This is a genomic window from Actinoplanes sp. NPDC021490 (assembly GCF_055562135.1).
The window spans coordinates 727,051-752,926 of sequence record NZ_JBVHFW010000001.1; the positions used below are offsets into that span (position 1 = coordinate 727,051).

At 71.1% G+C, this 25,876-nt stretch carries 28 protein-coding genes; 14 read left to right on the top strand and 14 right to left on the bottom strand.

Going from position 1 to position 25,876, the window contains the following annotated elements; translation table 11 throughout:
* Positions 1–68: 68 nt before the first annotated feature.
* Complete coding sequence (locus ACZ3I4_RS03390) at positions 69–1,502, top strand: cell division protein PerM (protein WP_465380208.1); 1,434 nt, start codon at positions 69–71, stop codon at positions 1,500–1,502.
* A 48-nt stretch (positions 1,503–1,550) separates the two neighbouring features.
* Here ACZ3I4_RS03390 and ACZ3I4_RS03395 read toward each other — a convergent pair whose 3' ends face one another.
* Entirely contained in the window at positions 1,551–1,904 is a 354-nt protein-coding gene (locus ACZ3I4_RS03395; protein ID WP_465380209.1) for a DUF4190 domain-containing protein, read from the bottom strand.
* Between the two features lie 141 nt (positions 1,905–2,045).
* Here ACZ3I4_RS03395 and purN point away from each other — a divergent pair, with 141 nt between their 5' ends.
* The 4 genes from purN (at position 2,046) to mdh (ending at position 5,866) form a co-directional block, all read left to right on the top strand.
* On the top strand, positions 2,046–2,663 hold the full coding sequence (gene purN, locus ACZ3I4_RS03400) for a phosphoribosylglycinamide formyltransferase (RefSeq protein ID WP_465380210.1): 618 nt from the start codon (positions 2,046–2,048) through the stop codon (positions 2,661–2,663).
* On the top strand, positions 2,660–4,228 hold the full coding sequence (gene purH, locus ACZ3I4_RS03405; protein ID WP_465380211.1) for a bifunctional phosphoribosylaminoimidazolecarboxamide formyltransferase/IMP cyclohydrolase: 1,569 nt from the start codon (positions 2,660–2,662) through the stop codon (positions 4,226–4,228). Before purN ends, purH begins: the two co-directional genes overlap by 4 nt.
* Before the next feature lie 4 nt (positions 4,229–4,232).
* Positions 4,233–4,826, top strand: coding sequence for a pentapeptide repeat-containing protein (locus ACZ3I4_RS03410; protein WP_465380212.1), 594 nt, complete (start codon positions 4,233–4,235; stop codon positions 4,824–4,826).
* Between the two features lie 89 nt (positions 4,827–4,915).
* Positions 4,916–5,866, top strand: coding sequence for a malate dehydrogenase (gene mdh, locus ACZ3I4_RS03415; RefSeq protein ID WP_465380213.1), 951 nt, complete (start codon positions 4,916–4,918; stop codon positions 5,864–5,866).
* Between the two features lie 137 nt (positions 5,867–6,003).
* Here mdh and ACZ3I4_RS03420 read toward each other — a convergent pair whose 3' ends face one another.
* A complete protein-coding gene (locus tag ACZ3I4_RS03420; RefSeq protein ID WP_465380214.1) occupies positions 6,004–6,810 on the bottom strand; it encodes an MBL fold metallo-hydrolase in 807 nt (268 codons plus the stop codon).
* 346 nt (positions 6,811–7,156) lie between these two features.
* Here ACZ3I4_RS03420 and ACZ3I4_RS03425 point away from each other — a divergent pair, with 346 nt between their 5' ends.
* The 5 genes from ACZ3I4_RS03425 (at position 7,157) to ACZ3I4_RS03445 (ending at position 10,943) form a co-directional block, all read left to right on the top strand.
* Complete coding sequence (locus tag ACZ3I4_RS03425; protein WP_465380215.1) at positions 7,157–8,374, top strand: NADP-dependent isocitrate dehydrogenase; 1,218 nt, start codon at positions 7,157–7,159, stop codon at positions 8,372–8,374.
* A gap of 107 nt (positions 8,375–8,481) precedes the next feature.
* Positions 8,482–9,399 (top strand): GlxA family transcriptional regulator, encoded by a 918-nt coding sequence (locus ACZ3I4_RS03430; protein ID WP_465380216.1) that lies wholly within the window; start codon positions 8,482–8,484, stop codon positions 9,397–9,399.
* A 10-nt stretch (positions 9,400–9,409) separates the two neighbouring features.
* Complete coding sequence (locus ACZ3I4_RS03435; protein ID WP_465380217.1) at positions 9,410–10,042, top strand: DJ-1/PfpI family protein; 633 nt, start codon at positions 9,410–9,412, stop codon at positions 10,040–10,042.
* Between the two features lie 347 nt (positions 10,043–10,389).
* Positions 10,390–10,680: a type II toxin-antitoxin system Phd/YefM family antitoxin gene (locus ACZ3I4_RS03440; RefSeq protein ID WP_465380218.1), complete on the top strand. Its 291-nt coding sequence runs from the start codon at positions 10,390–10,392 to the stop codon at positions 10,678–10,680.
* Positions 10,677–10,943: a Txe/YoeB family addiction module toxin gene (locus ACZ3I4_RS03445; protein ID WP_465380219.1), complete on the top strand. Its 267-nt coding sequence runs from the start codon at positions 10,677–10,679 to the stop codon at positions 10,941–10,943. The genes ACZ3I4_RS03440 and ACZ3I4_RS03445 overlap by 4 nt, the downstream gene beginning before the upstream one ends.
* On the opposite strand, the gene ACZ3I4_RS03450 is transcribed toward ACZ3I4_RS03445, so the two are convergent.
* The 5 genes from ACZ3I4_RS03450 to ACZ3I4_RS03470 all read right to left on the bottom strand — a co-directional run bounded on the left by ACZ3I4_RS03450 (position 10,940) and on the right by ACZ3I4_RS03470 (position 15,082).
* Positions 10,940–11,278 (bottom strand): TraR/DksA family transcriptional regulator, encoded by a 339-nt coding sequence (locus ACZ3I4_RS03450; protein ID WP_465380220.1) that lies wholly within the window; start codon positions 11,276–11,278, stop codon positions 10,940–10,942. The genes ACZ3I4_RS03445 and ACZ3I4_RS03450 overlap by 4 nt on opposite strands.
* Positions 11,275–12,366, bottom strand: a complete 1,092-nt coding sequence (gene galT / locus ACZ3I4_RS03455; protein ID WP_465380221.1) for a galactose-1-phosphate uridylyltransferase — start codon at positions 12,364–12,366, stop codon at positions 11,275–11,277. The genes ACZ3I4_RS03450 and galT overlap by 4 nt, the downstream gene beginning before the upstream one ends.
* Positions 12,363–13,139 carry a DeoR/GlpR family DNA-binding transcription regulator gene (locus tag ACZ3I4_RS03460; RefSeq protein WP_465380222.1) on the bottom strand — a complete coding sequence of 259 codons (777 nt, stop codon included), beginning with the start codon at positions 13,137–13,139 and terminating at the stop codon, positions 12,363–12,365. Before ACZ3I4_RS03460 ends, galT begins: the two co-directional genes overlap by 4 nt.
* Before the next feature lie 93 nt (positions 13,140–13,232).
* Complete coding sequence (locus ACZ3I4_RS03465) at positions 13,233–14,147, bottom strand: glycosyltransferase family A protein (protein WP_465380223.1); 915 nt, start codon at positions 14,145–14,147, stop codon at positions 13,233–13,235.
* On the bottom strand, positions 14,144–15,082 hold the full coding sequence (locus ACZ3I4_RS03470; protein ID WP_465380224.1) for a sulfotransferase: 939 nt from the start codon (positions 15,080–15,082) through the stop codon (positions 14,144–14,146). The genes ACZ3I4_RS03465 and ACZ3I4_RS03470 overlap by 4 nt, the downstream gene beginning before the upstream one ends.
* Positions 15,083–15,144: 62 nt before the next feature.
* Here ACZ3I4_RS03470 and ACZ3I4_RS03475 point away from each other — a divergent pair, with 62 nt between their 5' ends.
* The 4 genes from ACZ3I4_RS03475 (at position 15,145) to ACZ3I4_RS03490 (ending at position 17,311) form a co-directional block, all read left to right on the top strand.
* On the top strand, positions 15,145–15,942 hold the full coding sequence (locus ACZ3I4_RS03475; protein ID WP_465380225.1) for a WecB/TagA/CpsF family glycosyltransferase: 798 nt from the start codon (positions 15,145–15,147) through the stop codon (positions 15,940–15,942).
* Between the two features lie 79 nt (positions 15,943–16,021).
* Positions 16,022–16,522 carry a hypothetical protein gene (locus ACZ3I4_RS03480; protein WP_465380226.1) on the top strand — a complete coding sequence of 167 codons (501 nt, stop codon included), beginning with the start codon at positions 16,022–16,024 and terminating at the stop codon, positions 16,520–16,522.
* Between the two features lie 35 nt (positions 16,523–16,557).
* Entirely contained in the window at positions 16,558–16,890 is a 333-nt protein-coding gene (locus tag ACZ3I4_RS03485; RefSeq protein ID WP_465380454.1) for a type II toxin-antitoxin system VapC family toxin, read from the top strand.
* A 46-nt stretch (positions 16,891–16,936) separates the two neighbouring features.
* Positions 16,937–17,311, top strand: coding sequence for a VOC family protein (locus tag ACZ3I4_RS03490; RefSeq protein WP_465380227.1), 375 nt, complete (start codon positions 16,937–16,939; stop codon positions 17,309–17,311).
* On the opposite strand, the gene ACZ3I4_RS03495 is transcribed toward ACZ3I4_RS03490, so the two are convergent.
* The 7 genes from ACZ3I4_RS03495 to ACZ3I4_RS03525 are packed head-to-tail and all read right to left on the bottom strand — an operon-like array spanning position 17,301 to position 25,765.
* The gene (locus ACZ3I4_RS03495) at positions 17,301–18,299 is read right to left on the bottom strand and encodes a glycosyl hydrolase (RefSeq protein ID WP_465380228.1); all 999 of its coding nucleotides are present in this window, start codon (positions 18,297–18,299) and stop codon (positions 17,301–17,303) included. The two genes, ACZ3I4_RS03490 and ACZ3I4_RS03495, sit on opposite strands and share 11 nt — an antisense overlap.
* Entirely contained in the window at positions 18,292–19,026 is a 735-nt protein-coding gene (locus tag ACZ3I4_RS03500) for an SAM-dependent methyltransferase (protein ID WP_465380229.1), read from the bottom strand. The genes ACZ3I4_RS03495 and ACZ3I4_RS03500 overlap by 8 nt, the downstream gene beginning before the upstream one ends.
* Positions 19,023–20,567, bottom strand: coding sequence for an MATE family efflux transporter (locus ACZ3I4_RS03505; protein ID WP_465380230.1), 1,545 nt, complete (start codon positions 20,565–20,567; stop codon positions 19,023–19,025). The genes ACZ3I4_RS03500 and ACZ3I4_RS03505 overlap by 4 nt, the downstream gene beginning before the upstream one ends.
* Positions 20,555–21,430, bottom strand: coding sequence for a sulfotransferase (locus ACZ3I4_RS03510; protein ID WP_465380231.1), 876 nt, complete (start codon positions 21,428–21,430; stop codon positions 20,555–20,557). The genes ACZ3I4_RS03505 and ACZ3I4_RS03510 overlap by 13 nt, the downstream gene beginning before the upstream one ends.
* Positions 21,431–21,441: 11 nt before the next feature.
* Positions 21,442–22,671: a hypothetical protein gene (locus ACZ3I4_RS03515; RefSeq protein ID WP_465380232.1), complete on the bottom strand. Its 1,230-nt coding sequence runs from the start codon at positions 22,669–22,671 to the stop codon at positions 21,442–21,444.
* Positions 22,668–24,029, bottom strand: coding sequence for an O-antigen ligase family protein (locus ACZ3I4_RS03520; RefSeq protein WP_465380233.1), 1,362 nt, complete (start codon positions 24,027–24,029; stop codon positions 22,668–22,670). The genes ACZ3I4_RS03515 and ACZ3I4_RS03520 overlap by 4 nt, the downstream gene beginning before the upstream one ends.
* Positions 24,030–24,034: 5 nt before the next feature.
* Complete coding sequence (locus tag ACZ3I4_RS03525) at positions 24,035–25,765, bottom strand: Wzz/FepE/Etk N-terminal domain-containing protein (RefSeq protein ID WP_465380234.1); 1,731 nt, start codon at positions 25,763–25,765, stop codon at positions 24,035–24,037.
* Positions 25,766–25,876: the final 111 nt, after the last annotated feature.

A 25,876-nucleotide genomic window follows, 5' to 3' on the forward strand; every position in this document is an offset into this window, starting at 1 on the left:
ATCCGAATGGCGGCGCGCCGCTGTATCTGCGTCGCTCACTGGCCTCCGGCGTGGAAAAGTAGTCGGCGATGCCGACCACACCCGACCGTCCCGACGACTCGGACGACCCGTACGCGGTCGCCGAGGCGACGAAGGTCGCCCACGACACCGTGCCGGTCGACGTCCAGCGCCCGACCGAGGGCATCGACCTGACCCAGGACGCCGGCTATCCGACCGAGGCCATGGACGCCGGCGCGGCCCGGGAACAACGCACCGTTCTGGTCGACGAAAAGGTGCTGGGCGGCCGCGAGACGGTCAAGCTGCCCGGCCGGCGCCGCCCGCCGCAACGCCCGCAGCGCCGGGCCCCGCTCCCCGTGGCGGCCGCCTTCGCCACGCTGTGGGCCGCCCTGCTGTCCTATCTTCCGGTCGCCGCGGTCATCGGCCTGGCCCGGACCCTCGAGGGCAGCGGCGGCCTGCTCGGCGCCGCCCACGCAGGACTGGCCGGCTGGCTGCTCGGCCACGGGGTGCCCATCGGCACCTCGATCGGCTCCCTCGGCCTGGCCCCGCTGCTGCTCAGCATGCTGATCGCCTGGCGGCTCAACCGGGCCGGCCTGCACGTCACCCGGGCCGTCGGCGCCCGCCGTTCCGGATCGACCGGGCGGGCGCTGTCCGTGGCGTTCGCGATCGCCCTGGCCTATTCGCTGCTCGGCTCGATCTGCGCGCTGCTGGTCGACGGCCGCGGCACCGAGGTCACCGCGGGCCGCGCGGCCCTCAACTTCTTCGTGATCGGCGGGGCCGGGGCGCTCGTCGGCGCGCTGCGCGGCACCGACGCGCTCAGCGTGTGGGCCGGGCGGCTGCCCCGGTCGCTGCGCCACGGCCTGCGTACGGGCGTCATCGCGGCCCTGTTCGTGGTGGCCGCCGGGGCCGGTGTCGCCGGGCTCTCGGTGGCGATCGGCGGCGGGCAGGCGGGCGACATGATCTCGGCGTACCGCACCGGCGTGGCCGGTCAGGCCGGCATCACCCTGGTCAGCCTGGCCTACGGGATGAACGGGGTGATCTGGGCCGCGGCCTACCTGCTCGGCCCCGGCTTCGCCCTCGGCACCGGCTCGGTGATCCGGCTGACCGAGGTGACCGTCGGCCCGCTGCCCACCGTGCCGTTGCTGGCCGGGCTGCCCAACGGGCCGGTGGGCGCGGCCGGCACCCTGCTGCTGGTCCTGCCCGTGCTGGCCGGCTTGGCCGCCGGCTGGCTGCTCCTGCTCCGCCTGAGCCGCGAGGCGCGCGAAGCGGGCGGCGCCCCGGCCTGGCCCCTGGTGCTGGGCGCCGGGGTGCTCGCCGGGCCGGTGGCGGGGGTGGTGCTGGGACTTCTCGCGCAGTTCTCCGGCGGGCCGCTCGGCGACGGCCGGATGGCGACCATCGGCCCCGACCCGTGGACGGTCGGCCTGGTCGCGACGGTGGTGCTCGGCGTCTCGGTGGCGCTCGGCGCGGCCGGCGCCAAGCTGTTCCGCCCCGGCCGGAAAGCGTGACGGGCCGGCGCCGAAGCGCCGGCCCGCGACAAGCCTGATCCTCCAGGATCAGTTGGTGCTGTTCTGGTCGATCCAGGTCTGCCAGTCGAAGTTCTGCGCCACGATCCCCAGGATCAGGAAGACCAGGCCCAGGGCGACGCCCACGGCCGAGCAGATCAGGCCGGCCTTGGCCTGGCTGCCGTTGCTGGCCAGACCCTGCTTCGCCTTCTGCAGGCCGAGCCAGCTGAAGACGCCGCCGACGATGCCGACGATCATGCCGATCCAGGCGCAGCAGCCGAGCGGGATCGAGATGATGCCGACGATCATGCCGACGAGGCCGAACGTGTTCTGGTTGCCCTGCGGAGGAACGGCGGCCGGGTCTCCGCCGGGCGGACCGTAGTAAGGGGGCGGTGGTGTAGTCACTGGATTTCTTCCTTTACGGCGTACGGAGAGTCTTCGATCAGATGTTGAAGGACCGGCAGCGTAACCGATGATCAGCGGTTTCGCCTGCCCCGCGGCCCACCCGATGTCGGCCGACCGGGTTCCCGGCGATAGGGTGCTCGGGTGACCGACCCCGCGCCCGCCCGCCTGGTCGTCCTCGTCTCCGGTTCGGGCAGCAACCTGCAGGCGCTGCTCGACGCCTCCGCCGATCCCGCCTACGGCGCGCAGGTCGTGGCCGTCGGCGCCGACCGTGACGGCATCGCCGGTCTCGACCGTGCCGCCGCCGCGGGTGTGCCGACCTTCGTCGACCCGGTGAAGGCCTACGAGACGCGCGACGACTGGGACGCCGCCCTCGCCGCCCACGTCGCCGAGTTCAAACCCGACCTGGTCGTCTCGGCCGGCTTCCTCAAGCTGGTCGGGCCGCACTTTCTGGCCGCGTTCGGCGACCGCTACATCAACACCCACAACGCGCTGCTCCCGGCGTTCCCCGGCATCCACGGGCCGCGCGACGCGCTCGCCTACGGCGTCAAGCTGGCCGGGGCCACCCTCTTCTTCGTCGACGCCGGCGTCGACACCGGCCCGATCATCGCCCAGGTCGCTGTGCCCGTGCTCGACGACGACACGGAGGACACGCTCACCGAGCGGATCAAGGTGGCCGAGCGGGCCCAGCTGGTCGACTTCGTCGGCCGCCTGGTGCGCGAGGGCTGGACCATCGAGAACAGGAAGGTACGTATTCCATGAGCGCCTCCGACGAGGGCCGCCGCCCGATCAAGCGGGCACTGCTGAGCGTGTACGACAAGACCGGCCTCGTCGAGCTGGCCCAGGCGCTCGCCGCGGCCGGTGTCGAGATCGTCTCCACCGGCTCCACCGCCTCCACAGTCGAGGCCGCCGGTGTCCCCGTCACCCGGGTCGAGCAGCTCACCGGCTTCCCCGAGACCCTCGACGGCCGGGTCAAGACGCTGCACCCCCGCGTGCACGTCGGTCTGCTGGCCGACCTGCGGCTCGACACCCACGCCGCGCAGCTCGACGAGCTCGGCATCGCGCCGTTCGACCTGCTCGTCAGCAACCTCTACCCGTTCACGCAGACGGTGGCGTCGGGCGCGAGCGTCGACGAGTGCGTCGAGCAGATCGACATCGGCGGCCCGGCCATGGTGCGCGCGGCCGCCAAGAACCACCCCTCGGTCGCCGTGGTCACGGCCGTGGAGGCGTACGGGCTGATCTCGGAAGCTCTGCAGAACGGCGGCTTCACGCTCGGGCAGCGCAAGGTGCTCGCGGCCCGGGCCTTCGCCGACATCGCGGAGTACGACGTGGCCGTGGCCAACTGGACGGCGACCACGCTGGTCCAGGAGGCCGGGTTCGCCGGGTTCACCGGCATCGCGCTCGAGAAGCACAGCACCCTGCGCTACGGCGAGAACCCGCACCAGCACGCCGCGCTCTACGTCGACCCGAACGCGCCGGCCGGGCTGGCCCAGGCCGAGCTGGTGCACGGCGGCGAGCTGTCGTTCAACAACTACGTCGACGCGGACGCCGCCTGGCGCAGCGCCAACGACTTCCGCGAGCCCTGCGTGGCCATCATCAAGCACGCCAACCCGTGCGGCATCGCGATCGGCGCCGACATCGCCGAGGCGCACCGCAAGGCCAACGACTGCGACCCGGTCTCGGCGTTCGGCGGCGTCATCGCGGCCAACCGCGTCGTCACCGAGGCGATGGCCAAGCAGCTCGACGGCATCTTCACCGAGGTGATCGTGGCCCCGGCCTACGAGGAGGCCGCGCTCGAGATCTTCCGGGCCAAGAAGAAGCTGCGCGTGCTCATCGCCCCCGCGTGGGACCCGGCCCCGGCCGAGATCAAGCAGGTCGGCGGGGGCGTGCTGGTGCAGACGGCCGACCGGGTCGACGCCCACGGCGACAACCCGGCCAACTGGACGCTGGCGACCGGCGAGGCGGCCTCGGCCGACGACCTGGCCGACCTGGCCTTCGCCTGGCGGGCCATCCGCAGCGTGAAGAGCAACGCGATCCTGCTGGCCTCGGGCGGCGCCACCGTCGGCGTCGGCATGGGCCAGGTCAACCGGGTCGACGCGGCGCACCTCGCGGTCAACCGGGCCGGTTCCGACCGGGCCAAGGGCAGCGTGGCCGCGTCCGACGCGTTCTTCCCGTTCCCCGACGGGCTCGAGGTGCTGATCGCGGCCGGCGTCAAGGCCGTCGTCCAGCCCGGCGGCTCGATCCGGGACGACCAGGTCATCGAGGCCGCGACCAAGGCCGGCGTCACCGTCTACCTGACCGGCACGCGGCACTTCTACCACGGCTGAAAAGATGTCCGACCTCGTGCAGGACACCACCTTCCGCGGCCGCGACTGGGCGCTGGAAGAGGTTGCTGGTGTCCGGTACGAGGACTGCGCGTTCCACGACGTCGACTGGTCGGAGGCGCGGCTGACCGGCTGCGTCTTCACCAACTGCACGTTCGGCAACGTCCGGTTCAACGCGGCCGTGCTGGAACGGGTGGCGATCATGCAGTCCACGCTGCAACGCTGCTCGTTCTTCGACGCCGAGCTGATCGACTGCAAGCTGACCGGTTCGCAGTTCGCCGAGTGCGGGCTGCGGCCGATCAAAATCTCCGGCGGTGACTGGGGCTTCGTCTCGCTGAGCGGGCAGAACCTGACCGGCGCCGGGCTGAGCGGACTACGGTTGCGGGAGGCCGACCTGGCGGGCGCCGACCTGACCCGGGCCGACCTGCGCGGGGCCGACCTGTCCAACGCCCGGCTCACCGACGTGATCCTCAAGGGCGCGGATCTGCGCGGCTCCGACCTCGACGGCGTGGAGCTGCGGGGCGTCGACATCAGCGGCGCGACGATCGATCTGAGTCAAGCGGTGCGGTTCGCCACGGCCTACGGTGCGACAGTGGCTTAACTCGCGTTGAGGCGACCGGCCGGTAATACGCCGTTAACCGACTGATACGGTCCGAAAAAATGTCGGCAGAGACTGGGAGTGGAAGAGCTATGGGCAAGAAGGTAACCGTCGTAGGTGCCGGTTTCTACGGCTCGACGACCGCGCAGCGTCTGGCCGAGTACGACATCTTCGAAACCGTTGTGCTCACCGACATCATCGAAGGCAAGCCCGCCGGCCTGGCGCTCGACATGAACCAGTCTCGGCCGATCGAGGGCTTCGAGACCAAGATTGTCGGCGCGACCACCGGCCCCAACGGCGAGGGTTACGAGGCCATCGAGGGCTCGGACGTCGTCGTCGTGACCGCCGGCCTGCCGCGCAAGCCCGGCATGAGCCGCATGGACCTGCTCGAGGTCAACGCCAAGATCGTGCGCCAGGTGGCCGAGAACATCGCCAAGTACGCGCCCAACGCCGTCGTCATCGTGGTGTCGAACCCGGTCGACGAGATGACCGCGCTGGCCCAGCTGGCCACCCAGTTCCCCAAGAACCGGGTCTTCGGCCAGGCCGGTGTGCTCGACACGGCCCGCTTCACCAACTCGATCGCCGAGACGCTGGGCGTGCCGGTCAAGAGCGTCAAGGCGCTCACCCTGGGCTCGCACGGCGACACCATGGTCCCGGTCCCGTCGCGCTGCACGGTCGACGGCAAGCCGCTGTCCGACCTGCTCCCGGCCGACAAGATCGAGGAGCTCGTCGTCCGCACCCGCAACGGTGGCGCCGAGGTCGTCGCGCTGCTCAAGACCGGCTCGGCCTACTACGCCCCGTCGGCCGCGGCCGCCCGCATGGCCAAGGCCGTCGTCGAGGACTCCGGCGACGTCCTGCCGGTCTGCGCCTGGGTCGACGGCGAGTACGGCATCTCCGGCGTCTACCTGGGCGTCGAGGCCCAGATCGGCGCCGAGGGCATCAAGAAGGTCGTCGAGGACAAGCTCACCGACACCGAGATCGCCGGTCTCAAGGAGGCCGCCGAGGCCGTCCGGGCCAAGCAGGCGGACGTCGCCAACCTCTGATCTTCGCTGACCGAGGAAAGGCCGGGACTCTTGGTTCCGGCCTTTTTCTCGTACGCGACGTGGCCACCCTCAAGAGCACCAGGACCGTTCCGGGCCTCCCGCGCCGGTCCGCTCACGCTCATGAGATCGCAAGAGCCTCAGCCGGCCGCGCTGTGGAAGGCCGGGCCCAGGTGCGAGACCGCCACGGTCGCCCGCCGTTCCGTCGCCTCCCGCAGAGCCGCCAGCCGGCTGCGGCGCGCCTCTTCCGGGTCCATGTCACTGGCGTAGGGCAGCTCCGGCTCCAGCAGCTGGATCGCGTGGACCAGCAGATCGCCGGTGACGAGCAGACTGGCCCCACCCGACTCGACCCACACCGACTGGTGCCCAGGAGTGTGCCCCGGCGTCGGCACCACCCGTACGCCCGGCGCCAGCACCCGCTCACCGTTGATCGACTCCAGTCGCCCGGCCGCGCGAAGCGGCTCGACGAGCAGGTCGTACTGGCCCGCGTGGTCGCGGTTGGCGGCGTACGCGTCGATGTCGGCCTGCTGCACCACGACGCGGGCCTCGGTGAACGGCGAGTCGCGCGGCACGGCCCAGCCCATATGGTCGTTGTGCAGGTGCGTCAGCACGATGGCCGACACCTCGCCCGGGGCGATGCCCGCCTCGGCCAGCGCGTCGGGGAGGCGGCCGGGAACCGGGGCCCAGTCGGCGGCGAGCGACCCGGCCGGCCCGATGCCCGCGTCGACCAGGATCACCGGCCCGGTCCCGACCCGTACGGCATAGCTCCGGAATCTCAGCAGCCACTCGCCGTTGGGCGTGCGTGCGGCCGGATCGAGCGCGTCGGCCGCCGCCCACTGCTCGGGCGTGGCGGTCGGAAACGCCTCGGTGCGCGGTGCAAAGAACGGCCCGGCGGCGTCTTCGACAGCGACAACCGTGATCGCCCCAACGTCACGCGTAAGCGGCATTTGTCTCTTTTCAAGCGCTGTACGGCCATCCCAAGCCCCCACCCGCCCTGGGGATTGGTGAGGACACTAGCCCTTGTCAAGCGGGGCGTGGTGGGGCTGTGGATAAGTGCTGCCGGAACCCTGAGCGGGCCGACATCCTTCGATGCGGGGCTGTTTCGGTCACAGCGCGCCGACAAGGGGCCAGACTGGAAATCGGCGATCCGACCCGCCGTCCACGCCGAGCATCCGGCGAGGTGATCCGGGCCCGGTGGTCAGGGGCCGGCTCGGGGTCGCCCGGCGAACGCGAAGAGTCCTGCAGTACGCTCGTACTGCTAAGCACGGTTTTCGGGAGAGGAGCGCCGGCCGCATGGCGAAAATCAAGGTCAACAACCCGGTCGTGGAGCTCGACGGCGACGAGATGACCCGGATCATCTGGAAGCAGATCCGGGAGCAGCTGATCCTGCCCTACCTGGACGTCCCGCTCGAGTACTACGACCTGTCGATTCAGTACCGCGACGAGACCGACGACCAGGTGACGATCGACGCGGCCAACGCCATCAAGCAGCACGGCGTCGGCGTCAAGTGCGCCACGATCACGCCGGACGAGGCCCGCGTCGAGGAGTTCGGCCTCAAGAAGATGTGGCGGTCGCCCAACGGCACCATCCGCAACATTCTCGGCGGCGTCGTCTTCCGCGAGCCGATCATCATGCAGAACGTGCCGCGGCTCGTGCCGGGCTGGACCAAGCCGATCATCATCGGCCGCCACGCCCACGGCGACCAGTACAAGGCCACCGACTTCGTGGTGCCCAGCGCCGGCAAGCTGACCGTCACGTTCACCCCCGAGGACGGCTCGGCGCCGATGGAGTTCCACGTCGCCGACTACCCGGGCGGCGGCGTCGCGATGGCGATGTACAACTACGACGAGTCGATCCGCGATTTCGCCCGCGCCTCGTTCCGGTACGGCCTGGCCCGCAACTACCCGGTCTACCTGTCGACGAAGAACACGATCCTCAAGGCGTACGACGGCCGGTTCAAGGATCTGTTCGCCGAGGTGTTCGAGAGCGAGTTCGCCGAGCAGTTCAAGGCGGCCGGCCTCACCTACGAGCACCGGCTGATCGACGACATGGTCGCCGCCGCGATGAAGTGGGAGGGCGGCTACGTCTGGGCCTGCAAGAACTACGACGGTGACGTGCAGTCCGACACCGTGGCCCAGGGCTTCGGCTCGCTCGGCCTGATGACCTCGGTGCTGATGACGCCGGACGGCAAGACCGTCGAGGCCGAGGCCGCGCACGGCACGGTCACCCGGCACTACCGCCAGTGGCAAAAGGGCGAGAAGACGTCGACCAACCCGATCGCGTCGATCTTCGCCTGGACCGGCGGCCTCAAGCACCGCGGCGTCCTCGACGGCACCCCGGCGGTGACCGAGTTCGCCGAGACGCTCGAGAAGGTCTGCATCGAGACGGTCGAGGGCGGTCAGATGACCAAGGACCTCGCGCTGCTCATCTCGCGCGACGCCCCGTGGCTGTCGACCGACGAGTTCATGAACGCGCTCGACGAGAACCTGGCGCGCAAGCTCGCCGCCTGATCCTCGCCTTCCCAGGCCGCCGGTGCTTTCCGCGCCGGCGGCCTTTGGCGTAAAAGGTGGGAGATTCGGCGTTGCCGTCGTAGCCTGCCCGCCGCGACGATCGACGAGTGCATCACGTGCTGATCGTGCTCTTCGACGGCGTGCAGAGCCTCGACGTCACCGGCCCGCTCGAGGTCTTCGCCGCGGCCGGTCTCTATCGCGTCACCACGGCCTCGCCGTCGGGGGCGCCCATCCGTACGGCCAGCGGCCTCACGATCGTGCCCGATGGGGCGCTGGGCGACGTCGCGCCGGACACCCTGGTCGTGCCCGGCGGCGCCGGAACCCGCGAGCCGCCGCCCGCCGTGGTGTCGTGGCTGCGTGAGCACGGTCCGGCGACCGGCCGGATCATGTCGGTCTGCACCGGCGCTTTCCTGCTGGCCTCGGCCGGTCTGCTCGACGGCCGCCGGGCGACCACCCACTGGCAGTACTGCGCGACCCTGGCCCGGCGGCATCCCGAGATCGAGGTCGAACCCGACCCGATCTTCGTCCGGGATGACGCCGTCTACACGTCGGCCGGGGTGACCGCGGGCATCGACCTCGCGCTGGCCCTGGTCGAGGAGGACCACGGGCGTGACACCGCCCTGGCCATCGCCCGGGGCCTCGTCATGTTCCTGCGCCGACCGGGCGGCCAGGCCCAGTTCAGCGCCCCGCTGACGGCCCAGCTGGCCCACCGGGAACCGCTGCGCGAGGTGCAGCGCATGATCGTCGAACATCCCGGGGCCGACCTTTCCGTGCCCGCCCTGGCCGCGAAGGCCAACCTCTCACCGCGCCAGTTCACCCGCGCGTTCGCCGCGGAGACCGGCACCTCGCCGGGCCGCTACGTCGATCGCGTACGTCTGGAGACCGCGCGGCGCCTGCTCGAGGACACCGCGGACGGTGTGGCCGAGGTGGCCCGCGCCGCCGGTTACGGCAACCCCGAGACCATGCGCCGGGCCTTCCTGCAGGCACTGGGCGTGGGTCCGGCCGAATACCGCCGCCGCTTCTGAGGAGCTTCCCATGCAGATCAACATCCTCCTGTACGACCGGATGACCGCCCTCGACGCGGTCGGCCCCTACGAGGTCCTCAGCCGGATCCCCGGCGCCTCGGTCCTGTTCGTGGCCGCTTCGCCGGGCCCGGTCCGCGCCGACACGGGCAGGCTGGCCCTGATGGCCGACTCCTCCCTGGCCGATGCCCCGCCCGCCGACGTGGTGCTCGTGCCCGGCGGCTACGCCCCGCCCGTCACCGACGCTGCTGTGCTCGACTGGCTGCGCGCCACCGACGCCCGGTCGACCTGGACGACCAGCGTCTGCAACGGCTCCCTGCTGCTGGCCGCGGCCGGCCTGCTCGACGGCCGCCGCGCGACCTCGCACTGGCTCGTGATGGACCGCCTGGCCGCGCTGGGCGCCGTCGCGACGTCGTCCCGGGTCGTCATCGACGGCAAGTACGCCACCGCCGCGGGCGTCTCCGCCGGGCTCGACCTGGCGTTCACGCTGGCCGCCCGGCTGGCCGGCCCCGAGTTCGCGCAGATCGTGCAGCTGGCACTCGAATACGACCCGCAACCGCCCTTCGCCGCCGGTTCCCCCGAGACCGCTCCGGCCGCCGCCGTGTCTTTCCTGAAGACCAACCGGGCCATGCTGATGGCCGACTGAGCATCCAGGGAGATGCATGTTTGGATCCGTAACCAGTGGTTATGTGCCTCGTTCTTCATGGCAGAACGGATGACGGTCGCGACGCTGAGGGGTCGCCCACCGGTCCGGCCGCCTTGTCCCGGGCGCCGACCGGTTCCCTCGAACCGCGACCGGCGTGGGCGCGCCCCGCGCGCCTGCCGTCCCTTCCCTGCGGGGGGCCCTGTCCCGGGCCCCCCGCCCCTCTGTCCACAGCCTGTGGACAACTCCCGTTTCCCCTGTCTGGCGGCCCTAGGATCGGCTTCTCCTGGGCGATCGGCGCCCACGAGTACGATGCGGGGTACGGAATGTTGTACGACATGGGAGGCGCCGTGAAGGTCCTCACGATCTCTGACGTACGCAAGAACTTCGCCGCGGTGGTCGACGCGGTGATTGACGATGCCGAGGAATGCGTCATTCCCCGAGGCGGCGGGAAAGCCGTGGTCCTCGTGTCGCTGGACGAGTGGAACGCGATGAAGGAAACGCTTCACGTCCTGGGCTCGCCGGCGAATGCCCGACGACTGCTCGAGAGCATCGCCCAAGCCGATGCCGGGCTTCTGGAGGAGCACACGCTCGCCGACCCGGACTCCCCGACGACTCCCGGGAGCCGGGAAGCGGCGTGAACCTGCGCATCGTCTTCACGCCGAATGCCTGGCACGAATACGACACCTGGCTCAGTCATGACATGCGGATGGCGCGCCGCATCAGCAAATTGGTTGTCGACATCCAGCGCGATCCGGAAGGTGCAGCCGGAATCGGCAAACCCGAGCTGCTCAGAGGGCCGCTGTCCGGTTGGTGCTCTCGTCGCATCAACGAGGAACATCGGCTGGTCTACCGGGTGCGCGGCGGCGATCTGGAGATCGCCTCCTGTCGCGGCCATTACTAGCGGCGGGCGGCGCAGGTGATGCACTTCGTGGCGAAGGGGCGGATCTCCAGGCGTTCGGGGGCGATCGCCAGGCCGCAGGTTTCGCAGATGCCGTAGGTGCCGGCGTCCAGCCGGGCGAGGGCCTCGTCGACGGCCGCGAGCTGGGCGCGGGCGGCGGCCAGCACGGCGGTGAGCTGCGCCCGTTCGTACGCGATGGTGGTGCCCTCGGGGTCGTGCTCGTCGTCGGCGTTGTCGTCGCGGGAAGCCTCGAACAGGGCGTGCAGATCGGCGTCGAGGGTGGCGATCTCGAGCTCCGCCCGGGCACGCAGGCGTTCCAGGGCGGAGCGGTGACTCACGGGATCTCGCGCAGCAGCTGGGCGGCCTTCTCGGGCACGATGTCGTTGACGAAGAAGCCCATCGCCGACTCGGAGCCGGCCAGATACTTCAGCTTGTCGGGGGCCCGGCGGATGCTGAACAGCTGCAGGTGCAGATAGCCGAGGTCGCGGCCCTCGCCGACGACCGCCTGGTGCCACGCCGAGATGTAGGGCATCGGCCGGCCGAACAGCCCGTCGAAGCGGCGCAGCAGGTCCAGGTAGAGCGGCCCGAACGCGTCCCGTTCGGCGTCGGACAGGGCCGGGATGTCGGCCACCTTGCGGTGCGGGGCGAGCTGCACCTCGAACGGCCAGCGAGCGGCGGCCGGCACGTACGCGGTCCAGTGCTCGTTCGACGCGACCACCCGGGCGCCGTCGGCGCGTTCGGCCGCCAGCACGTCGGTGTAGAGGTCGCGGCCGGTGCGGTCCCGATAGGACCCGGCGGCGGCCAGCATGGAACGGGTGCGCGCGGGCACGGTCGGGAAGGCGTAGATCTGGCCGTGCGGGTGGTGCAGGGTCACGCCGATCTCGACGCCGCGGTTCTCGAACGGGAAGACCTGCGCGACGCCGTCCAGGGTGGACAGCTCGGCGGTCCGGTCGGCCAGGGCGTCGACCACCATGCGTACGCGGGAAGGGGTCAGCGCCCCGAACGAGCTGTTGTGGTCGCTGGTGAAGCACACGACCTCGCACCGCCCGATGCCGGGACGCACCGGAACCATCCCGGTCACCTCGGTGATCTCATTGGCCGAAACGCGGTCGCTGAACGACGGGAACTGATTTTCGAAGACGGCCACGTCGTAGTCGGGCGCCGGGATCTCGCTCGCGAACGTCGCCGTGGTCGGGCACAGCGGGCAGGCGTTGCTGGGCGGCAGGAACGTGCGGGTCTGCCGGTGCGCGGCGACGGCCACCCACTCGTCGACCAGAGGGTCGTACCGCAGCTGCGAGGTCGGCGGCGGGGGCGGCAGCGGCCGGGTGTCCGGATAGCCGGCCCGGTCGGTCTCCGCCTCCTCGTTGAAGTAGATCAGCTCGCGACCGTCGGAGAGGCGGATCGCCGTGCGGCTCTTGAAGGTCACTGCGCGCTCACCACCACGAGGTCGGGAACCGTCTCGGCCAGCAGGTTGCGGGCGGACTCCTCCAACCCGTCGTCGGTGATCAGCACGTCGGCCCGCTCGAGCGGGACGATCGAGGAGATGCCCACCGTGCCCCACTTGGTGTGGTCGGCCAGCACCACCAGCCGTTCGGCCGCCTCGACCAGGGCCCGGTTGACGTCGGCCTCCATCAGGTTGGGCGTCGTGTAACCGGCCCGCTCGCTCATCCCGTGCACGCCGAGGAACAGCATGTCGAGGTGGAGCGTGCCGATCGCGGCCACCGCCACCGGGCCGACGAGGGCGTCCGAGGGCGTACGGGTGCCGCCGGTCAGCACGACGGTCTGATCGGGACGGCCGGCCCGGTAGAAGATGTCGGCGACCGGGATCGAGTTGGTCACCACGGTCAGCGAGGGCACGTCGACCAGGCGCTGGGCCAGACCGGCGGTGGTGGTGCCGGCGGAGAGCGCGATCGCGTCGCCCGGCGAGACCAGCGCGGCGGCGCGCATGGCCATGGCCGCCTTCTCGGTGCGCTGGCGCACGCTCTTGGCCGCGAAGCCGGGTTCGTGGGCCGAACCCGGGCTGACCGTGGTCGCTCCACCGTGTACCTTCGCCAGCAGGCCGCGGTCGGCCAGCGACTCGAGGTCGCGGCGGATGGTCATGTCGGAGACGCCGTATTCCGCGGCGAGTTCGCTGACCCGGACGCCTCCGGCGGCCCGGACCCGGTCGAGTATGGCTGCCTGTCGCTGCTGAGCCAGCATCAGTGGACCACCGCCGGGAACCGCACTAAATCGAACACGCCCGAACACTACCTGGCGTATGGGCATGAGCGAAAGGGTGAGTCTATAGCTGTGCTAGATCCCTCGCCCGCGCTTGTGCAAGGCGGAGAGAACGTTCTCAACTTTCACCGCGCCGGTCATCGCGGCCAGAGCGATCGCCGTGCGAGGTTCCTTCCAGTTCGCCCGTACGGCCTCCTTGCTGAACTGCCACGCCTGGCTGCGATTGCCGGTGGCCGCCGACCAGCAGGCCAGCTGCCCGTAGACGCGGGCCGCGCCGGGCCGGCAGCCGCTGATCTCCGGGTGCCGTTGCATCATCCAGCGCAGTGAGCTGATCTTGGTGGCGTATTCGTAGGCGTAGTGCGAGGTGCGACCCCACAGAACCCGTACGAGCGGCTCGTCGAGATGCACGATCGGCGCCCGGCGGGCGGCCCGCAGCAGCAGGTCCCAGTCCTCGTTCTGGCTGCCCGGCGCGTCCTCGGCGACCAGCCCGATCGCCTCGGGGGCGAGCGCCGACCGGCGGATCAGGAACGACGACGAGTGCAGCATCGCCATCCGGGAGCGGGCCAGCTCGTCGACCGTCACGCGGCTGCGCCCGGCTAGCCGGGGTGTGCACTTCCCCTCGTACTCGACCTCGATCGCACACGTGGCGAACTCGGCCTCGGGCTCGGCCAGCACGGCCGCGACCTGGCGCCGCAGCTTGTCGGGCTGCCACACGTCGTCGTCGTCGCAGAACGCCACGAACTCGGTGTCCAGCGCGAGAATCCCGGTGTTGCGCGCCCCGGCCAGTCCCGACGTCCGCCAGTTGGTCAGCACCAGCACCTGTACGCCCTCGGTCGACGCGAGCAGGTAGTCGGGCTCGGTCTGGTCGTAGACGACGAGCACCTTGACCTCGCCCGGATAGCGCTGGTCGCGGACCGAGCCGATCGCCTTGCGCACCAGCTCGGGCCGGTTGCGGGTGGGGATGACGACCCCGACGGACGGCCAGTTCATCGGTTCTCCTCAGACGAGACAGACAGCGGATATCCGTACGCGCGCAGCATCGGCGCGCACACCGTGCCGACCAGGCGCCGGTGGTTGCTGGGCAGCGAGCGTTTCCAGGCGTCGTCGCGGCGCAGCGGCAGCCGCCCGACGGTGAAGCGCATCGGGTTGCCGGCGGCGCTGTGCCCGACCCGCAGGTCGGCGAACCCGTCCCGGACGAAGTCGAGGTCCTCCGGCATCAGGCGCAGGCCCGCGAAGTCGCCGATCGCCGACAGCCGCGATCGAGGGTCCTGGAGGAACTCCTCGTAGCGCAGCCGATGCATCGACACTCCTCGCTTGGCCAGGAGTCCGAAGGCGGCGTTGTGAGCGTTCCACAACAGGGCCGAGCGTCCGGGGGAGTAGCGGGTCATCTCCTCGGCGCCGTCCGTTTCCGGGCGGGCGACCTTTTTCGTCCACGAGTACGCGACCCCGCGCGCGTCCCGGACGACGTGCACCACGCGCAGGTCGATCTCGGGCGCCCAGCGGAGCACATGGGCCAGCGCCGAGTGCTTCGACGAGTCGACGACGACCCGGGCTCCGGAGACCTCGGCGGCCGCGTTGTAGATCCGGGCGTAGAAATGCGCGTACTCGTGCACCTCGTCGGGCGCCTCGACGGCGGTGGCCAGGCGGGGGATGTGCCGGGTGCGCTCGACGGAGTCGCGCAGCGCGTGCACCCGGTCGACGTCGACGTTGTGCCAGCCGCCGAAGGCCTGCTGGCCGACCCGCTTCCAGAACGTGCAGGCCGAGAACCGGGCCCCGCAGCCGCACCGCTCGTCGTCGCGGATGTCGCGCTGCCAGAGGTGCACGACCTCACCCAGTGCGCACACTCCGGGCAGTTCGCCTAGCAGGCGCTCGACGAGGGTTGTCCCACTTCGTCCTAATCCACCCAGAAATAGCACACGTGCCACTTTGGCCCACCTTCGCTCGTTTCGCTCGTATAACGAGGCAACAACCGCGAAGGAGGCGTTGCGTGTCAGTCGAGGCTTTCGACCGGGTCGAGCTGGACGGAACCGGCATCGATCGGATCACCGAGGCCGAGGTCGTGGCCGTCGTGCGGGACGCGCTCGCGCACGGCCGCGGCGGCCGGATCGTCACCCCGAACATCGACATCCTGCGCCGGGCGCAACGCGACGACGAGTGCCGCCGCCACCTGAACGACGCCGACCTGATCGTGGCCGACGGGATGCCGCTGATCTGGGCGAGCAGACTGAGCGGCGCGCCGCTGCCCGAGCGGGTCGCGGGCAGCAGCCTGATCTGGTCGTTGTCGGCCGGCCTGGGCCTCGACGGCCGCTCGATCTTCGTGCTGGGCGGCAGCCCGGCCACGGACGACGCCACCGCCGACGGCGCGACCCGGGCCGCCGACCGGCTCCTGGCCGCATGTCCCGGCCTGCGGCTGGCCGGCACGTCGTGCCCGCCGTTCGGCTTCGACAAGGACCCGCTGACGTACGAGGACCACTGCGCGAAGGTCGTCGACGCCCGCCCGGATCTGGTGTTCGTCGGGCTCGGCTACCCCAAGCAGGAGCGCTTCATCACGCGGCTGCGCCCCGACCTGCCGCACACCTGGTTCATCGGCTGCGGCGCCGCGGTGAACTTCGTGGCCGGCGACATCGAGCGCGCGCCCCGCTGGATGCAGCGCACCGGCCTGGAGTGGGCTCACCGCCTCGGCACCGAGCCGCGCCGCCTGGCCGGCCGCTACTTACGCCACGACGCCCCGTACGCCTTGCGGCTGCTGGCCCAGGCCCCCACCCAGCGAGCCCGGGTGCGTTAAGTTGGTCGGCCTGCTCTGAGTGCTGCGTTTGCTTGCTTTGCTTGCTTTAGACGCGTTACCTTCGCCTCGGAGGTATGGCATGCCAACGATCGAGGTTGACGAGGACACCAAGCGCACGGTGCTGTTCGCGGCTCGGATGGCCAACTTGTCAGAAAGCGCAATAATCCGCCGCTTGATCGAGAGCAGCGCCCTCGCGGCTGAGGAGCGACCTCGGGCCCAGGGTGAGGGCGTTGCGATCCGCGCCGATTACGAGGGGCGGCGAGTTCGCGCTCGATACTTCGAGCCGGCTCGTGTGGAGATCATCGATGGGCCGCTCGCGGGCCAGTCCTTCAAGACTCCGACCGGCGCGGCCCGAGCCGTGGTCCGCTATTACAACCCCGGTGTCAATGACAACCGCAACGGCTGGAAGTTCTGGCAGTTGGACGACGACTCCGGCTCGCGCCAGTCCTTGGAGTCGATCCGGCCCGGCACGGTCCGGTCGGGACGCGGCTCTTTGCGCGGGCGCCTCGTGGCTTCCGATAATTGGGATTCCCCCGAGGTGAACGAGAGCATTGCCGGCGACTTCGGGCTGACGTCGTGACCCTCTTGCTGGACACCCACATAGTGCTCTGGTAGCTGTCCGATGATCCGACCCTCGCCGTCGACATCAAGGATCGTATCGATCGGGAAGCCGGCGTATGCGTCAGCTCGGCGACCGTCTGGGAGGTCGCCATCAAGCAGGCGATGGGCAAGCTCGGGCCGCCTGATCTCCCGGAACAGATTCGGAACAGCGACTTCCGGTTCCCGGACATCACCGCGGAGCACGGGATCGAGGCAGGGCGGTTGCCGTTGCACCACCGTGATCCTTTCGACCGCATGCTGGTGGCGCAGGCTCGGCTCGAGGAACTCACGTTGGTGACTCGGGATGTCCACGTGCAGAAGTACGACGTGGACATCCTGGTCGCCTGACACTCGGTCGCGACCAAGCAAGACGTACGTACGGTTTAATGGGCGCATGGCATTCGCGTTTGAACGGCTTCACCATGTGCAGGTGCTTTGCCCGATCGGGGGTGAGGAGGCCGCGCGCGCCTTCTACGGTGGCGTTCTCGGGCTGGCTGAGCTGGAGAAACCGGCCGTCCTCAAGGCCCGCGGCGGCGCCTGGTTCCGGGGTGGGGGCTGGGAGGTGCACGTCAGCCCGGCGCCCGGGTTCGTGCCTCAGACCCGGGCGCATCCGGGTGTTCTCGTCGACGATCTCGACGCGCTGGCCGAGACGCTGGAAACCGCCGGTCGCCCGGTGCAGTGGGATCCCCACTTCCCGGGCCACCGGCGGTTCTATGCGCAGGACGACCACGGCAACCGGCTCGAGTTTCTTCAGCCGCTCACGGATTGAAGTACGGGTCCCGCACCATCGCGTGGAACGCCTTGAACGCCGGTGGGTCGCCGGTGAGCTGGAACTGTTTCGTGGGTCCGTTGCCCTCGGGGTCCGACTCGAAATAGGCGATGGCCTTGATCTGCGGGTTCGCCTTGAAGGTCCGCCGCGCGTCCTTGATCCACGCGGCCCGGCCGGCCGAGCCCCAGGCCTTGGCCACGCCGAACTCGCCGATGACGATGGGCTTGGGGCGCTGCGCGGCCCAGGTCAGGAACGGCGCCATCAGGTCGCCGATGGGCTCGAACCGTTCGCCCGCGTAGACGTCGACGCAGGTCCAGTCGACCTGGTCGTCGCCGGGATAGAAGGCGGGCGCGTCGCCGCGCATGAAGCCCTCGGCGGTCGGGCACCACACCCACGAGACATTTGTGGCGCGCTCCTCCTTGAAGATCGCCCGAACGTACTTCCACGCCTCGATGTAGTCGGCGCCCGACCACATCGTCGCGCGCAGGTTGGGCCGGTCCATCTCCCAGCGCATCCGCAGCAACACCGGAACCTTGAGCTTGCGTACGGCCTTGGCCTGCTTGCGGATCAGGTCGTCGTGCTCACCGTCCAGGATGGACCGGTTGTCGCCGGTGGCCCAGCTGACCATCAGCGTGGCCCCGCGGGCCAGGAACTCCTTGTCCGACGGCGTGCCGACCATCTGCTCGAACCGCCGGTATGTGTTGACGATGCGCAGCGAGCGCCCGAGGTCGGACTGCAGGCTGTCGACGGCGGCCAGCCGGCCCACGTGGGTCAGCGCGTCCGGCTTGATCCAGGCCCCGAACAACGCTCCCCGGGCGGGCGCCTCGACCGGCCCCGACCGGAACGGTCCGTTGTTCACGGCCACCGGAGCCGGCGCGCTCGTCAGGTCGGGGGCCGGCGGCTGCGGCGGTTTTTCTTCCTTCTTGCCGAACGAGCAGCCGCCGAGCAGCAGGGCGGAAATGGCGATGAGCCAGAGGAACTTACGCATGGACGCGACGGGCCGTGTAGAGGACGTTCACCGCGTACGCGTCGCTGCCCGGAAGCCGGCGCACGGCGGCGTCGGCGGCCCGCGCGATCGGGTTGCCGTGCAGCGAGGGCGTGATCATCGAGAAGCCGCGCCGCTCGATGATCACGAAGCCGTGCCGGTCGAGCAGCGTCGCCACTTCCTCGTGGGACAGCTCGGCGAACCAGCGCCGGCCCTTGTGGCGATGGGCCCGCAGGTGGCGTACGGAGTCGGCGTTGCCGTGGTTCTCGACGACCAGGATGCCCGCGTCGGCGCTGGGCAGGGCCTTGGCCGCGAATGCCAGCGCGCGGTCGCGGACCGCCTCGTCCACGTTGAGCAGCAGGCGGAACATCGTCACGATGGCCGGGAAGCCGGCCGGCACCGGGTGCGGCACCGGCCCGTCGGCGGCCACTTGATGCCAGCTCGCCCGCGACCCGACCTCGGCCGCCTTGGCCATCATCTCGGCCGAGGTGTCGTAGCCGTGCGCCTCCCGCACCAGGCCGTGCAGCGTACGGATGGCCCGGCCGGTGCCGCAGGCGAAGTCGTGCTGCACCGGGGCCAGCTCGCCGAACTCGCGCCGCACCAGCGTGCGCAGGTAGTCCTGCTGCCGCTCGTTGATCTGCGAGGCGTAGCTGTCCGGCGCGTACGTGATGTTCTCGTACTTCTCGACAGCGTCGGTGTCCTGGAACACCTTGGTGTAGTCGGTGGTCAACTCGTCCTCCTCGTGGGTTTGAACGCGTCCAGAGCGAGAGGAACGCGCAGAAGCCAGGAACCGGTCAGGAACGCGGGCACGGCGGCCAGCATGGCCAGGGTCCGGCCGGTGACGCCGGGGCCGGCCACCGCGACGACGGCCCAGGGCAGCACGCCGAAGCAGACGACGGAGAGCAGCGCGGCGGCCCGGGTGCCGGGGCCGAACGGGTGCAGCCCGGCCGAGCGCCCGACCTGGATCAGCGGCAGCAGGTTGTTGGCGACCATCGAGCAGGCCAGCCCGATCGCCGCGCCAAGAGCGCCGTACCGGGGGATGAGCAGCACGTCGAGGACGATCGTCACGGTCAGCGCGACGAGCACGTTGGCCAGGTTCCACGACGTGCGCCCGGCCATCGCGAGCACCATGTCGACCATGCCGCAGCCGGTGGCGACCAGCATCGCGGCCGCCAGCACGGCGACGACCGCGGTGCCCTCGGCGGCGTACCGGTCGCCGAACAACCGCAGCCACACCGGCGCGAAGAAGATGACCAGCAGGTTGACCGGCCAGGTGACGAGCACGAGCCAGCCGGTCGCCGTCCGGTAGAGGTCGTTGGCGGTGCGCCGGTCGCCGACGGCCAGCGCCTCGGCCAGCCGGGGCTGCACGGACTGCGAGATGCCCTGGTTGGCGAACTGGATCAGCACCACGAACCGGCCGGCGACCGCGTAGACCGCCGCCGGGACCAGGCCACCGAGCGCGGCCACGAGCAGCACGTCGATCCGTTGCAGGGCCAGCTGGGCCACGCTGGCGATCGCCCGCGGCCCGGTGAACCGCCAGAACTCGCGGCGCAGGGCGGCCCGCTCGGCCCGCCGGGTGGGCACGCCGGGCGGCTTCGACCGGCGATAGACGCGTCGGAGGGCGTACCCGGAAAGGATCGTCACCGGCAGATAGGGCGCGGCCCAGGCCAGCGCGAACGCGGGCAGCGACCCGGCCGTCCACATCGCCGCGACGCCGGCCACCCCGACCAGCCCCAGCTGCATGGCGCTGCGCAGCACCCGGTCGAGCATCACGGTCGGGCGCATCGCGCGATAGCCGCGGGTGGCGGTGAGCAGCGCGTCGGTCATCGCCTGCAACGGCAGGAAGACGGCCAGCACGCGCAGGCCCGCGGTGTGCGCGTCGATCACGTGCCCGGCCTCGTGCGCGGTCATCCGGGCGAGCGCGGGCGCGGTCAGCCACATCGCCACCGCGAGCACGACCGACAGCACCATGACCGGGGCCAGTCCGGTGCGCAGGCAGGCGCCCAGCAGGTGGGCCCGGCCGGTGGCGCGCAGCCGGGCCGGCCAGTAGACCAGCCCGGTCTGGGTGCCCAGCTTGGCCAGTCCGCCGGTCAGCACGAAGGCCGCGGTGGCGGCGAAGAACGCGCCCGCCTGCTCGGCGCCGAGCGAGCGGGCCACCACCCACGTGACCACCACCCCGGTGCCGCCGGCCAGCGCCGAGCCGGCCATGTTGGCCAGCCCGCCGCGGGCCGCCCCCCGGGCCCCGGCGGCCGGTTTGTCTAGGACCGCCATACCGGCTTGCGTCCCAGCCAGCGCGCCAGGGCCTCGTCGTGCGGCAGGTAGTAGTCGGTCAGCTCGCGGCGCAGGGCCGGGTCCATGTCGCTCTGCCGGGGACGGGCGTTGTGCCGCTCGAAGGCGGGCCGTTCGAGATAGCTGGGCAGGCCCAGGAACTCGCACACCTCGTCGTAGACCGGCTCGGGCTCGCTGAAGAACCGCTCACTCTCCACCACGTGGATGCGTTCGCGGCCCACGTGCTGGGCCATCACGCTCAGGTAGCGGGCGTACTCGCCGCGCGCCCGGTAGGCGTGGTGCTGGTGGCTGAAGCTGTAGAACTCCGGGTCCTCGGCCAGCCGCTCCTCCTGCTTGTGCAGGCGGGCCGGTTCGAGGGCCAGCGCGGCCCCGAAGTCCCGTTCGGTCTCGAAGCCGCGGGCCACCTCGTGGTGGTGCTGCGAATAGGCGCGCTCGACCGGGTCGCGGACGAGCACGAGCAGCCGGGCCTGGGGCAGGTCGCGGGCGATCCGGGCGGCCGCCTGCGGGTGGTACATGTAGTACGGGCTGGACTCGAACGTCTGCGGCTGCACGCCGTAGCGCTCGCCCAGCTTCTCGCCGCTGCGAGTGAGCGGGAAGTGCGCCTTGTACCAGCCCATCCCGCGGTCGTACGAGGTGTCGAAGTAGTGCACACCCTTGTGCAGCACGGCCTTGAGCACGACCGGATGCCCGGCCAGCGCGCGGTAGAGCGACGTCGTGCCGCAGCGCTGCCCGCCGCAGATCAGGAACGTGGGTGTCATCCGGGCCGGCGCGGTCAGCCGGCCGTAGGACCGGGAGCCCAGGTGCACGACGCGTTTCATCGGCGCCGGGAGCTTGCGTACGTCCATGGTTGGTCTCCTCAGAGCTCCTCGACCCGCCGGATCAGCACCGGCAGCAGCCAGGTGCCGAGCACCCCCAGGCGGGCGCCGGCCTCGGCCTGGCGATCGGTCAGGTAACGGGTGGCCAGGTCGACCAGGTAGAGCAGCGCGGTCACGTCGCGGCCGGCCACCGGCACGCCGAACGGCGCGAGCAACTCGGCCGAGCGGCGCACGGTCGCCTCGACGGCGTCCCGGGCGTCATCGGTGGACTGGATGCGGCTCTGCAGCTCGTGGTGCACGGCGTCGAAGCCCAGCGGCACGCCGGACGCGAACCGCTCCCAGTCCCAGACCAGCAGCCCGTCGGCGACGTTGGCCATGTTCCAGGGCGCCCAGTCGCCGTGCCACGCGCCGTAGCGGAAGACGACGTCGCCGGCCCGCTGGACCAGCAGTTCGGCCGCGGCGGCCAGCCCGACGCCCTCGGGCCGGTCGGACACGTCGGCCAGCCGGGAACGCAGGTCGTGCCAGTACGCGCTGCCGGACAGCGCGCCGGTCGTGTAACCGCAGCACCCGGCGATGTCGAGCATGGCCGCGACCAGCCGGCGGCGGCTGAGCGGCGCCCGGGGCAGCCACACCGGCAGCGCCGACTGCACCAGCACCTCCAGGCCGCGCCACTGCCCGGCGTGCAGCACCCGGGGCACGGTCAGCTTGGTCAGGCCGCTGTGGTTGAGCGAGGTCAGGGCCGCGGTCTCGGCGCGTACGAGGGTCTGGGTGAGCGGGCCGGTGCCGAGCTTGCCGAAACCGAAGGTGTCACCGTCCGGACCGATCAGCTGCAGCACCGGCTTGCGGTTGGCCCGGGCCGGACCGATGTGGACGCTGACCGACAGCTCACGGCCGAGCGCCTCGCTCAGGTGCCCGTCGATGCTGTGCGAGAACGGCCCGGTGACCCGGATCCGGTCGCGCAGCAGCACGCTCGACGCGCCGGTGCGCACGGCGGCCACGACGGCCTCGCGCTTCAGCTTGGCCACCCGCGACTGCGGTTCGGCGTAGCGGCGTACGGCGGCCGCGGCGACCCGGCGTGACCCGGCCGGCACCAGCAGCTTGGGGCGGTGGGCGTCGGGCACCACGAAGTATTCGGCGATCGGCGTGCCGGGCGAGCCGTCGGTGCGGCACGGCGGCGGGTAGAGGAGGCCGAGCACCTCGTTCAGATAGCGGGTGCGCAGCTCCGCGTCCCCCGCGGTCAGCTCGGCGGGCGCGGTCCTCACCGGACTCATGTGGTTTCCCCCTCGATCGAATTGCGCCAGAGCAGCGCGAAGGCCAGAACCATGAAGGCCAAGGGGGTGACCAGCGAGTTGTACCAGAGCATGGCCGAGAACGACGTGACGATCGCACCCCCGGCGGCCACCCCGATGGCGCTGCGATCACGCCGGAACCGCCACAGCCCGTACGCGAAGAAGCCGAGATAACCGGCTGTGCCGGCCGCGCCGTGCGCGTAGAGCAACTGCCACAGCTGCCCGTTGCCGCCGACCGTGAAGTTGCCGCAGCGCTCGCAGCCCGCGCTCTCGCCCACCGTGATCGAGTTGCGGCCGCCCAGGGTGTTGCGCGTGCCGCCGTAGCCGATCACCGGCGATTCCCGGAAACCGTCGAGCGCCCGGTCGATGAGGAACGAGCGCACGCCGTTGGACTTGCCGTTGTCGAGCCGCGCGTCGGCCACGTCGCCGAGCGGGGTGGCCACCAGCGCCACCCCGAGCAGCGCGCCGGCCACCGCGACCGCCCCGATGATCCAGAGCTTGCCGGCCAGCACGTAGCGGGCGGCGACGTAGACGACGAGCACGCCCATGCCGATCCACAGGCCGCGGTTGAGCGACACGACGGCGGGCACGACCGAGACTGCCAGGCACACGACGGCCCAGAACTTCGCCTTGCCGCTCCGGCTCTGCCAAGCGGCGACCACCAGCCAGCCGGCCAGCAGGCAGAAGTTGTTGCCCCAGGTGTTCGTGTAGCCCCACGGCGCCGCCGGCCTCGGTTGACCCTCGCCGACGATGTCCATGATCTGGGCCGCGTACGGGTGCACGAGCGACTGCACGAAGCCCTTGTTGCGGATCCCCGGGGGCAGCAGCCACTCGACCGGCGAGGTGAACTCGAAGTTGCCGGCCACCATGCCCAGCAGCCCGCCCAGGACGGTCACCACGAACAGCCGGCCGAGCAGCTTGGCCAAGCGCCTGCGGGGCAGTTCGGCGTCGGTCAGGTTGCCCGCATAGACCAGCAGGACGGTCAGGGAGACGTACATGAGCGCCTTGTAACCGGCCGGCAGCAGGCGGCCGGTGGCGTGCCCGGCCACCGTGCCCGCCGGGTCGGCCCCGAGCGCGCCGATGCTGACCACGACCGCGATCAGGAAGATCGCCCACCAGGCGAAGCCGGGCGGCAGCCGCAGCGGGCGCCCGGCCGTACGCCGGCGGATGAGCAGGAACAGCATCGGCACGGCCATCAGCGCGAAGATCAGCACGCCCAGGCCGAGCGCCCACCAGATCGGATAGAACGCCAGGATGCTCGCCACCGGCCAGGCCGGCAGGGACCGGTTGCGGACGCCCGATGCCGGGCCGCCGGCCGTGGTCGCCGGGGCCGCAGACACCTGGGTCACTTCTTGTCGCCGTCCTGCGCGGTCCCGTCGGTGCCCTTCAGGTCCAGGCCGGACATGTCGATCACCGCGGTGATCTCCTCGGCGCTGTCCGCGACGCGCTGCCGCACCTGCTGCTGGGCCTTCTCGGTGGCCGACATCGTGTTGGTCGGGAAGCGCTGGGGCTGCATCAGGTCCCGGTCGAGCACGGCGGTCTCGTCCGGGCGCGGGCCCGCCGACGGCGACGGCGGGGTCAGCGTGACCGCCGGGCCGGCCTCCTCGGCCGCGCGCAGCTGGGACAGGCGCGGCAGCACGACCGCGCCCAGCAGCGGGGTGCCCACCCGCTGCAGCTGCTCGGCCGCGTCGAGCAGGGCCGGGCGGTGGGCCCGGCGGAGCTCGACGGCCAGGATCGCGGCGTCGGCCAGGCTGGCCAGGCTCTGCGCGTCGGCGCTGCTGGCCGTCGAGGGCGCCTCGATCACGATGTAGCCGCCCTGGCGGCGCAGCGTCTCGAGGGTGTCCTTGAGCCGCTGCGACTGCATCAGCCCGGCCGCGGTGGCGGCGCCGCCGGTGGTGATGACCCGCAGCGACGGGATGCGCGGGGTCCGCTGCAGCGCGCGGGACAGGTTGACCCGACCGGCCAGCAGGTCGGACAGGCCCGGTACGGCCGACACGCCGAGCATGCGGGCGAGCGGGGCGGCGTCCACGACGCTGTCCGGCAGGTGCGCGCCGATCAGCACGACGTCGCTGCCCGTACGGGCCAGGGCCGCGGCCAGGTTGGCGGCGACCAGCGTGCTGGCCGAACCGCGGCTCGCGCCGGTGACCACGATGACCTGGTCGCCCGGCGGCATGGTGGCCAGCACCTCGTTGCGCAGCCGGTTGAAGACCCGGCCCCCGGCGCCGTACGGCTGCAGGACGTCGTCGAAGTGCGGCGTGGTGCGCTCGTCGAGGGCGGCCAGCACGTGCAGGCGGCCCCGGTCGCGCACGTCGGCGGCCGAGCGCAGGCGGCGGTCGTACCGTTCCCGCACGAAGGCCAGGCCCAGCCCGAGCAGCAGGCCGATCATGCCGCCGGTGGCCAGGTTGACCATCGCGTTGGGGCTGGTCGGCGTGTCCGGCAGCCGGGCGTCGCTGATGATGCTGCCTGCGCCGATCGTGGTCGTGGTGAGCTCGTTGAGCTTGCCGGTCATGCCGTTGAGCTGGTTCTGCGAGTTCGACCGCAGGCTCAGCAGGTTGCTCTCGTCCGAACTGCCCCGGGCCGCCCGCGACAGCCGGGCGTTGATCCCGGCCAACGTGGTGGTGAGCTGCCTGATCTTGACGGTGAGCGTCTTGATCTGCTGATTCAGGCTGTTCTGCGCGGTCTCCTCGCGGTTGCGCAGATAGGCCTCGGCGAACGCGTGCGAGCCGGCCTGCGCCTCCTCGGGGGTGCCGGCCTTGAAGGTGACCATCAGGACGGTGGTGTTCGCGGGGACCTCGACCGAGACGTCGCGAGCGAGCTCGATCGGCGTCCGCGGGCTGCGCAGCAGGGCGGTGGCCTTGGCCGCGACCGCGCCCGAGCCGACCAGCTGGGCCTCGGTGTCGAGGTTGACCATGCCCTTGGTGCGGCCACCCTGGGCGTTGGTGTCCTGGTCGACGGCCTGGACGAGCACGGCGGTGGAGGACTGGTAGACCTTGGGCATCGCCGAGGTCAGCGCCGCGCCCGCGCCCAGCCCGGCCCCCGTCGCGATCAGCGCGAGCCACCAGTGGCGGCGGAACACGCCGAGATAGTGCGTGACATCGGCAGGGCGTGAGGCTTCCATCGGCTGGCGGCCCTTTCGGGGGTGGAGTGAGAAGTGGCAATCGGGCGTTTCGCCCCCGGAGGGGTAAAC

Bases quoted from the DNA above. Each gene is read 5' to 3' on its own strand.
- ACZ3I4_RS03490 (WP_465380227.1), top strand. From the start codon at position 16,937: ATGGCATTCGCGTTTGAACGGCTTCACCATGTGCAGGTGCTTTGCCCG.
- purH (WP_465380211.1), top strand. From the start codon at position 2,660: ATGAGCGCCTCCGACGAGGGCCGCCGCCCGATCAAGCGGGCACTGCTG.
- mdh (WP_465380213.1), top strand. From the start codon at position 4,916: ATGGGCAAGAAGGTAACCGTCGTAGGTGCCGGTTTCTACGGCTCGACG.
- ACZ3I4_RS03390 (WP_465380208.1), top strand. From the start codon at position 69: ATGCCGACCACACCCGACCGTCCCGACGACTCGGACGACCCGTACGCG.
- ACZ3I4_RS03435 (WP_465380217.1), top strand. From the start codon at position 9,410: ATGCAGATCAACATCCTCCTGTACGACCGGATGACCGCCCTCGACGCG.
- ACZ3I4_RS03510 (WP_465380231.1), bottom strand. From the start codon at position 21,430: ATGGACGTACGCAAGCTCCCGGCGCCGATGAAACGCGTCGTGCACCTG.
- ACZ3I4_RS03420 (WP_465380214.1), bottom strand. From the start codon at position 6,810: ATGCCGCTTACGCGTGACGTTGGGGCGATCACGGTTGTCGCTGTCGAA.
- ACZ3I4_RS03505 (WP_465380230.1), bottom strand. From the start codon at position 20,567: ATGGCGGTCCTAGACAAACCGGCCGCCGGGGCCCGGGGGGCGGCCCGC.
- ACZ3I4_RS03410 (WP_465380212.1), top strand. From the start codon at position 4,233: ATGTCCGACCTCGTGCAGGACACCACCTTCCGCGGCCGCGACTGGGCG.
- ACZ3I4_RS03425 (WP_465380215.1), top strand. From the start codon at position 7,157: ATGGCGAAAATCAAGGTCAACAACCCGGTCGTGGAGCTCGACGGCGAC.
- ACZ3I4_RS03480 (WP_465380226.1), top strand. From the start codon at position 16,022: ATGCCAACGATCGAGGTTGACGAGGACACCAAGCGCACGGTGCTGTTC.
- ACZ3I4_RS03495 (WP_465380228.1), bottom strand. From the start codon at position 18,299: ATGCGTAAGTTCCTCTGGCTCATCGCCATTTCCGCCCTGCTGCTCGGC.
- ACZ3I4_RS03515 (WP_465380232.1), bottom strand. From the start codon at position 22,671: ATGAGTCCGGTGAGGACCGCGCCCGCCGAGCTGACCGCGGGGGACGCG.
- ACZ3I4_RS03460 (WP_465380222.1), bottom strand. From the start codon at position 13,139: ATGCTGGCTCAGCAGCGACAGGCAGCCATACTCGACCGGGTCCGGGCC.
- ACZ3I4_RS03465 (WP_465380223.1), bottom strand. From the start codon at position 14,147: ATGAACTGGCCGTCCGTCGGGGTCGTCATCCCCACCCGCAACCGGCCC.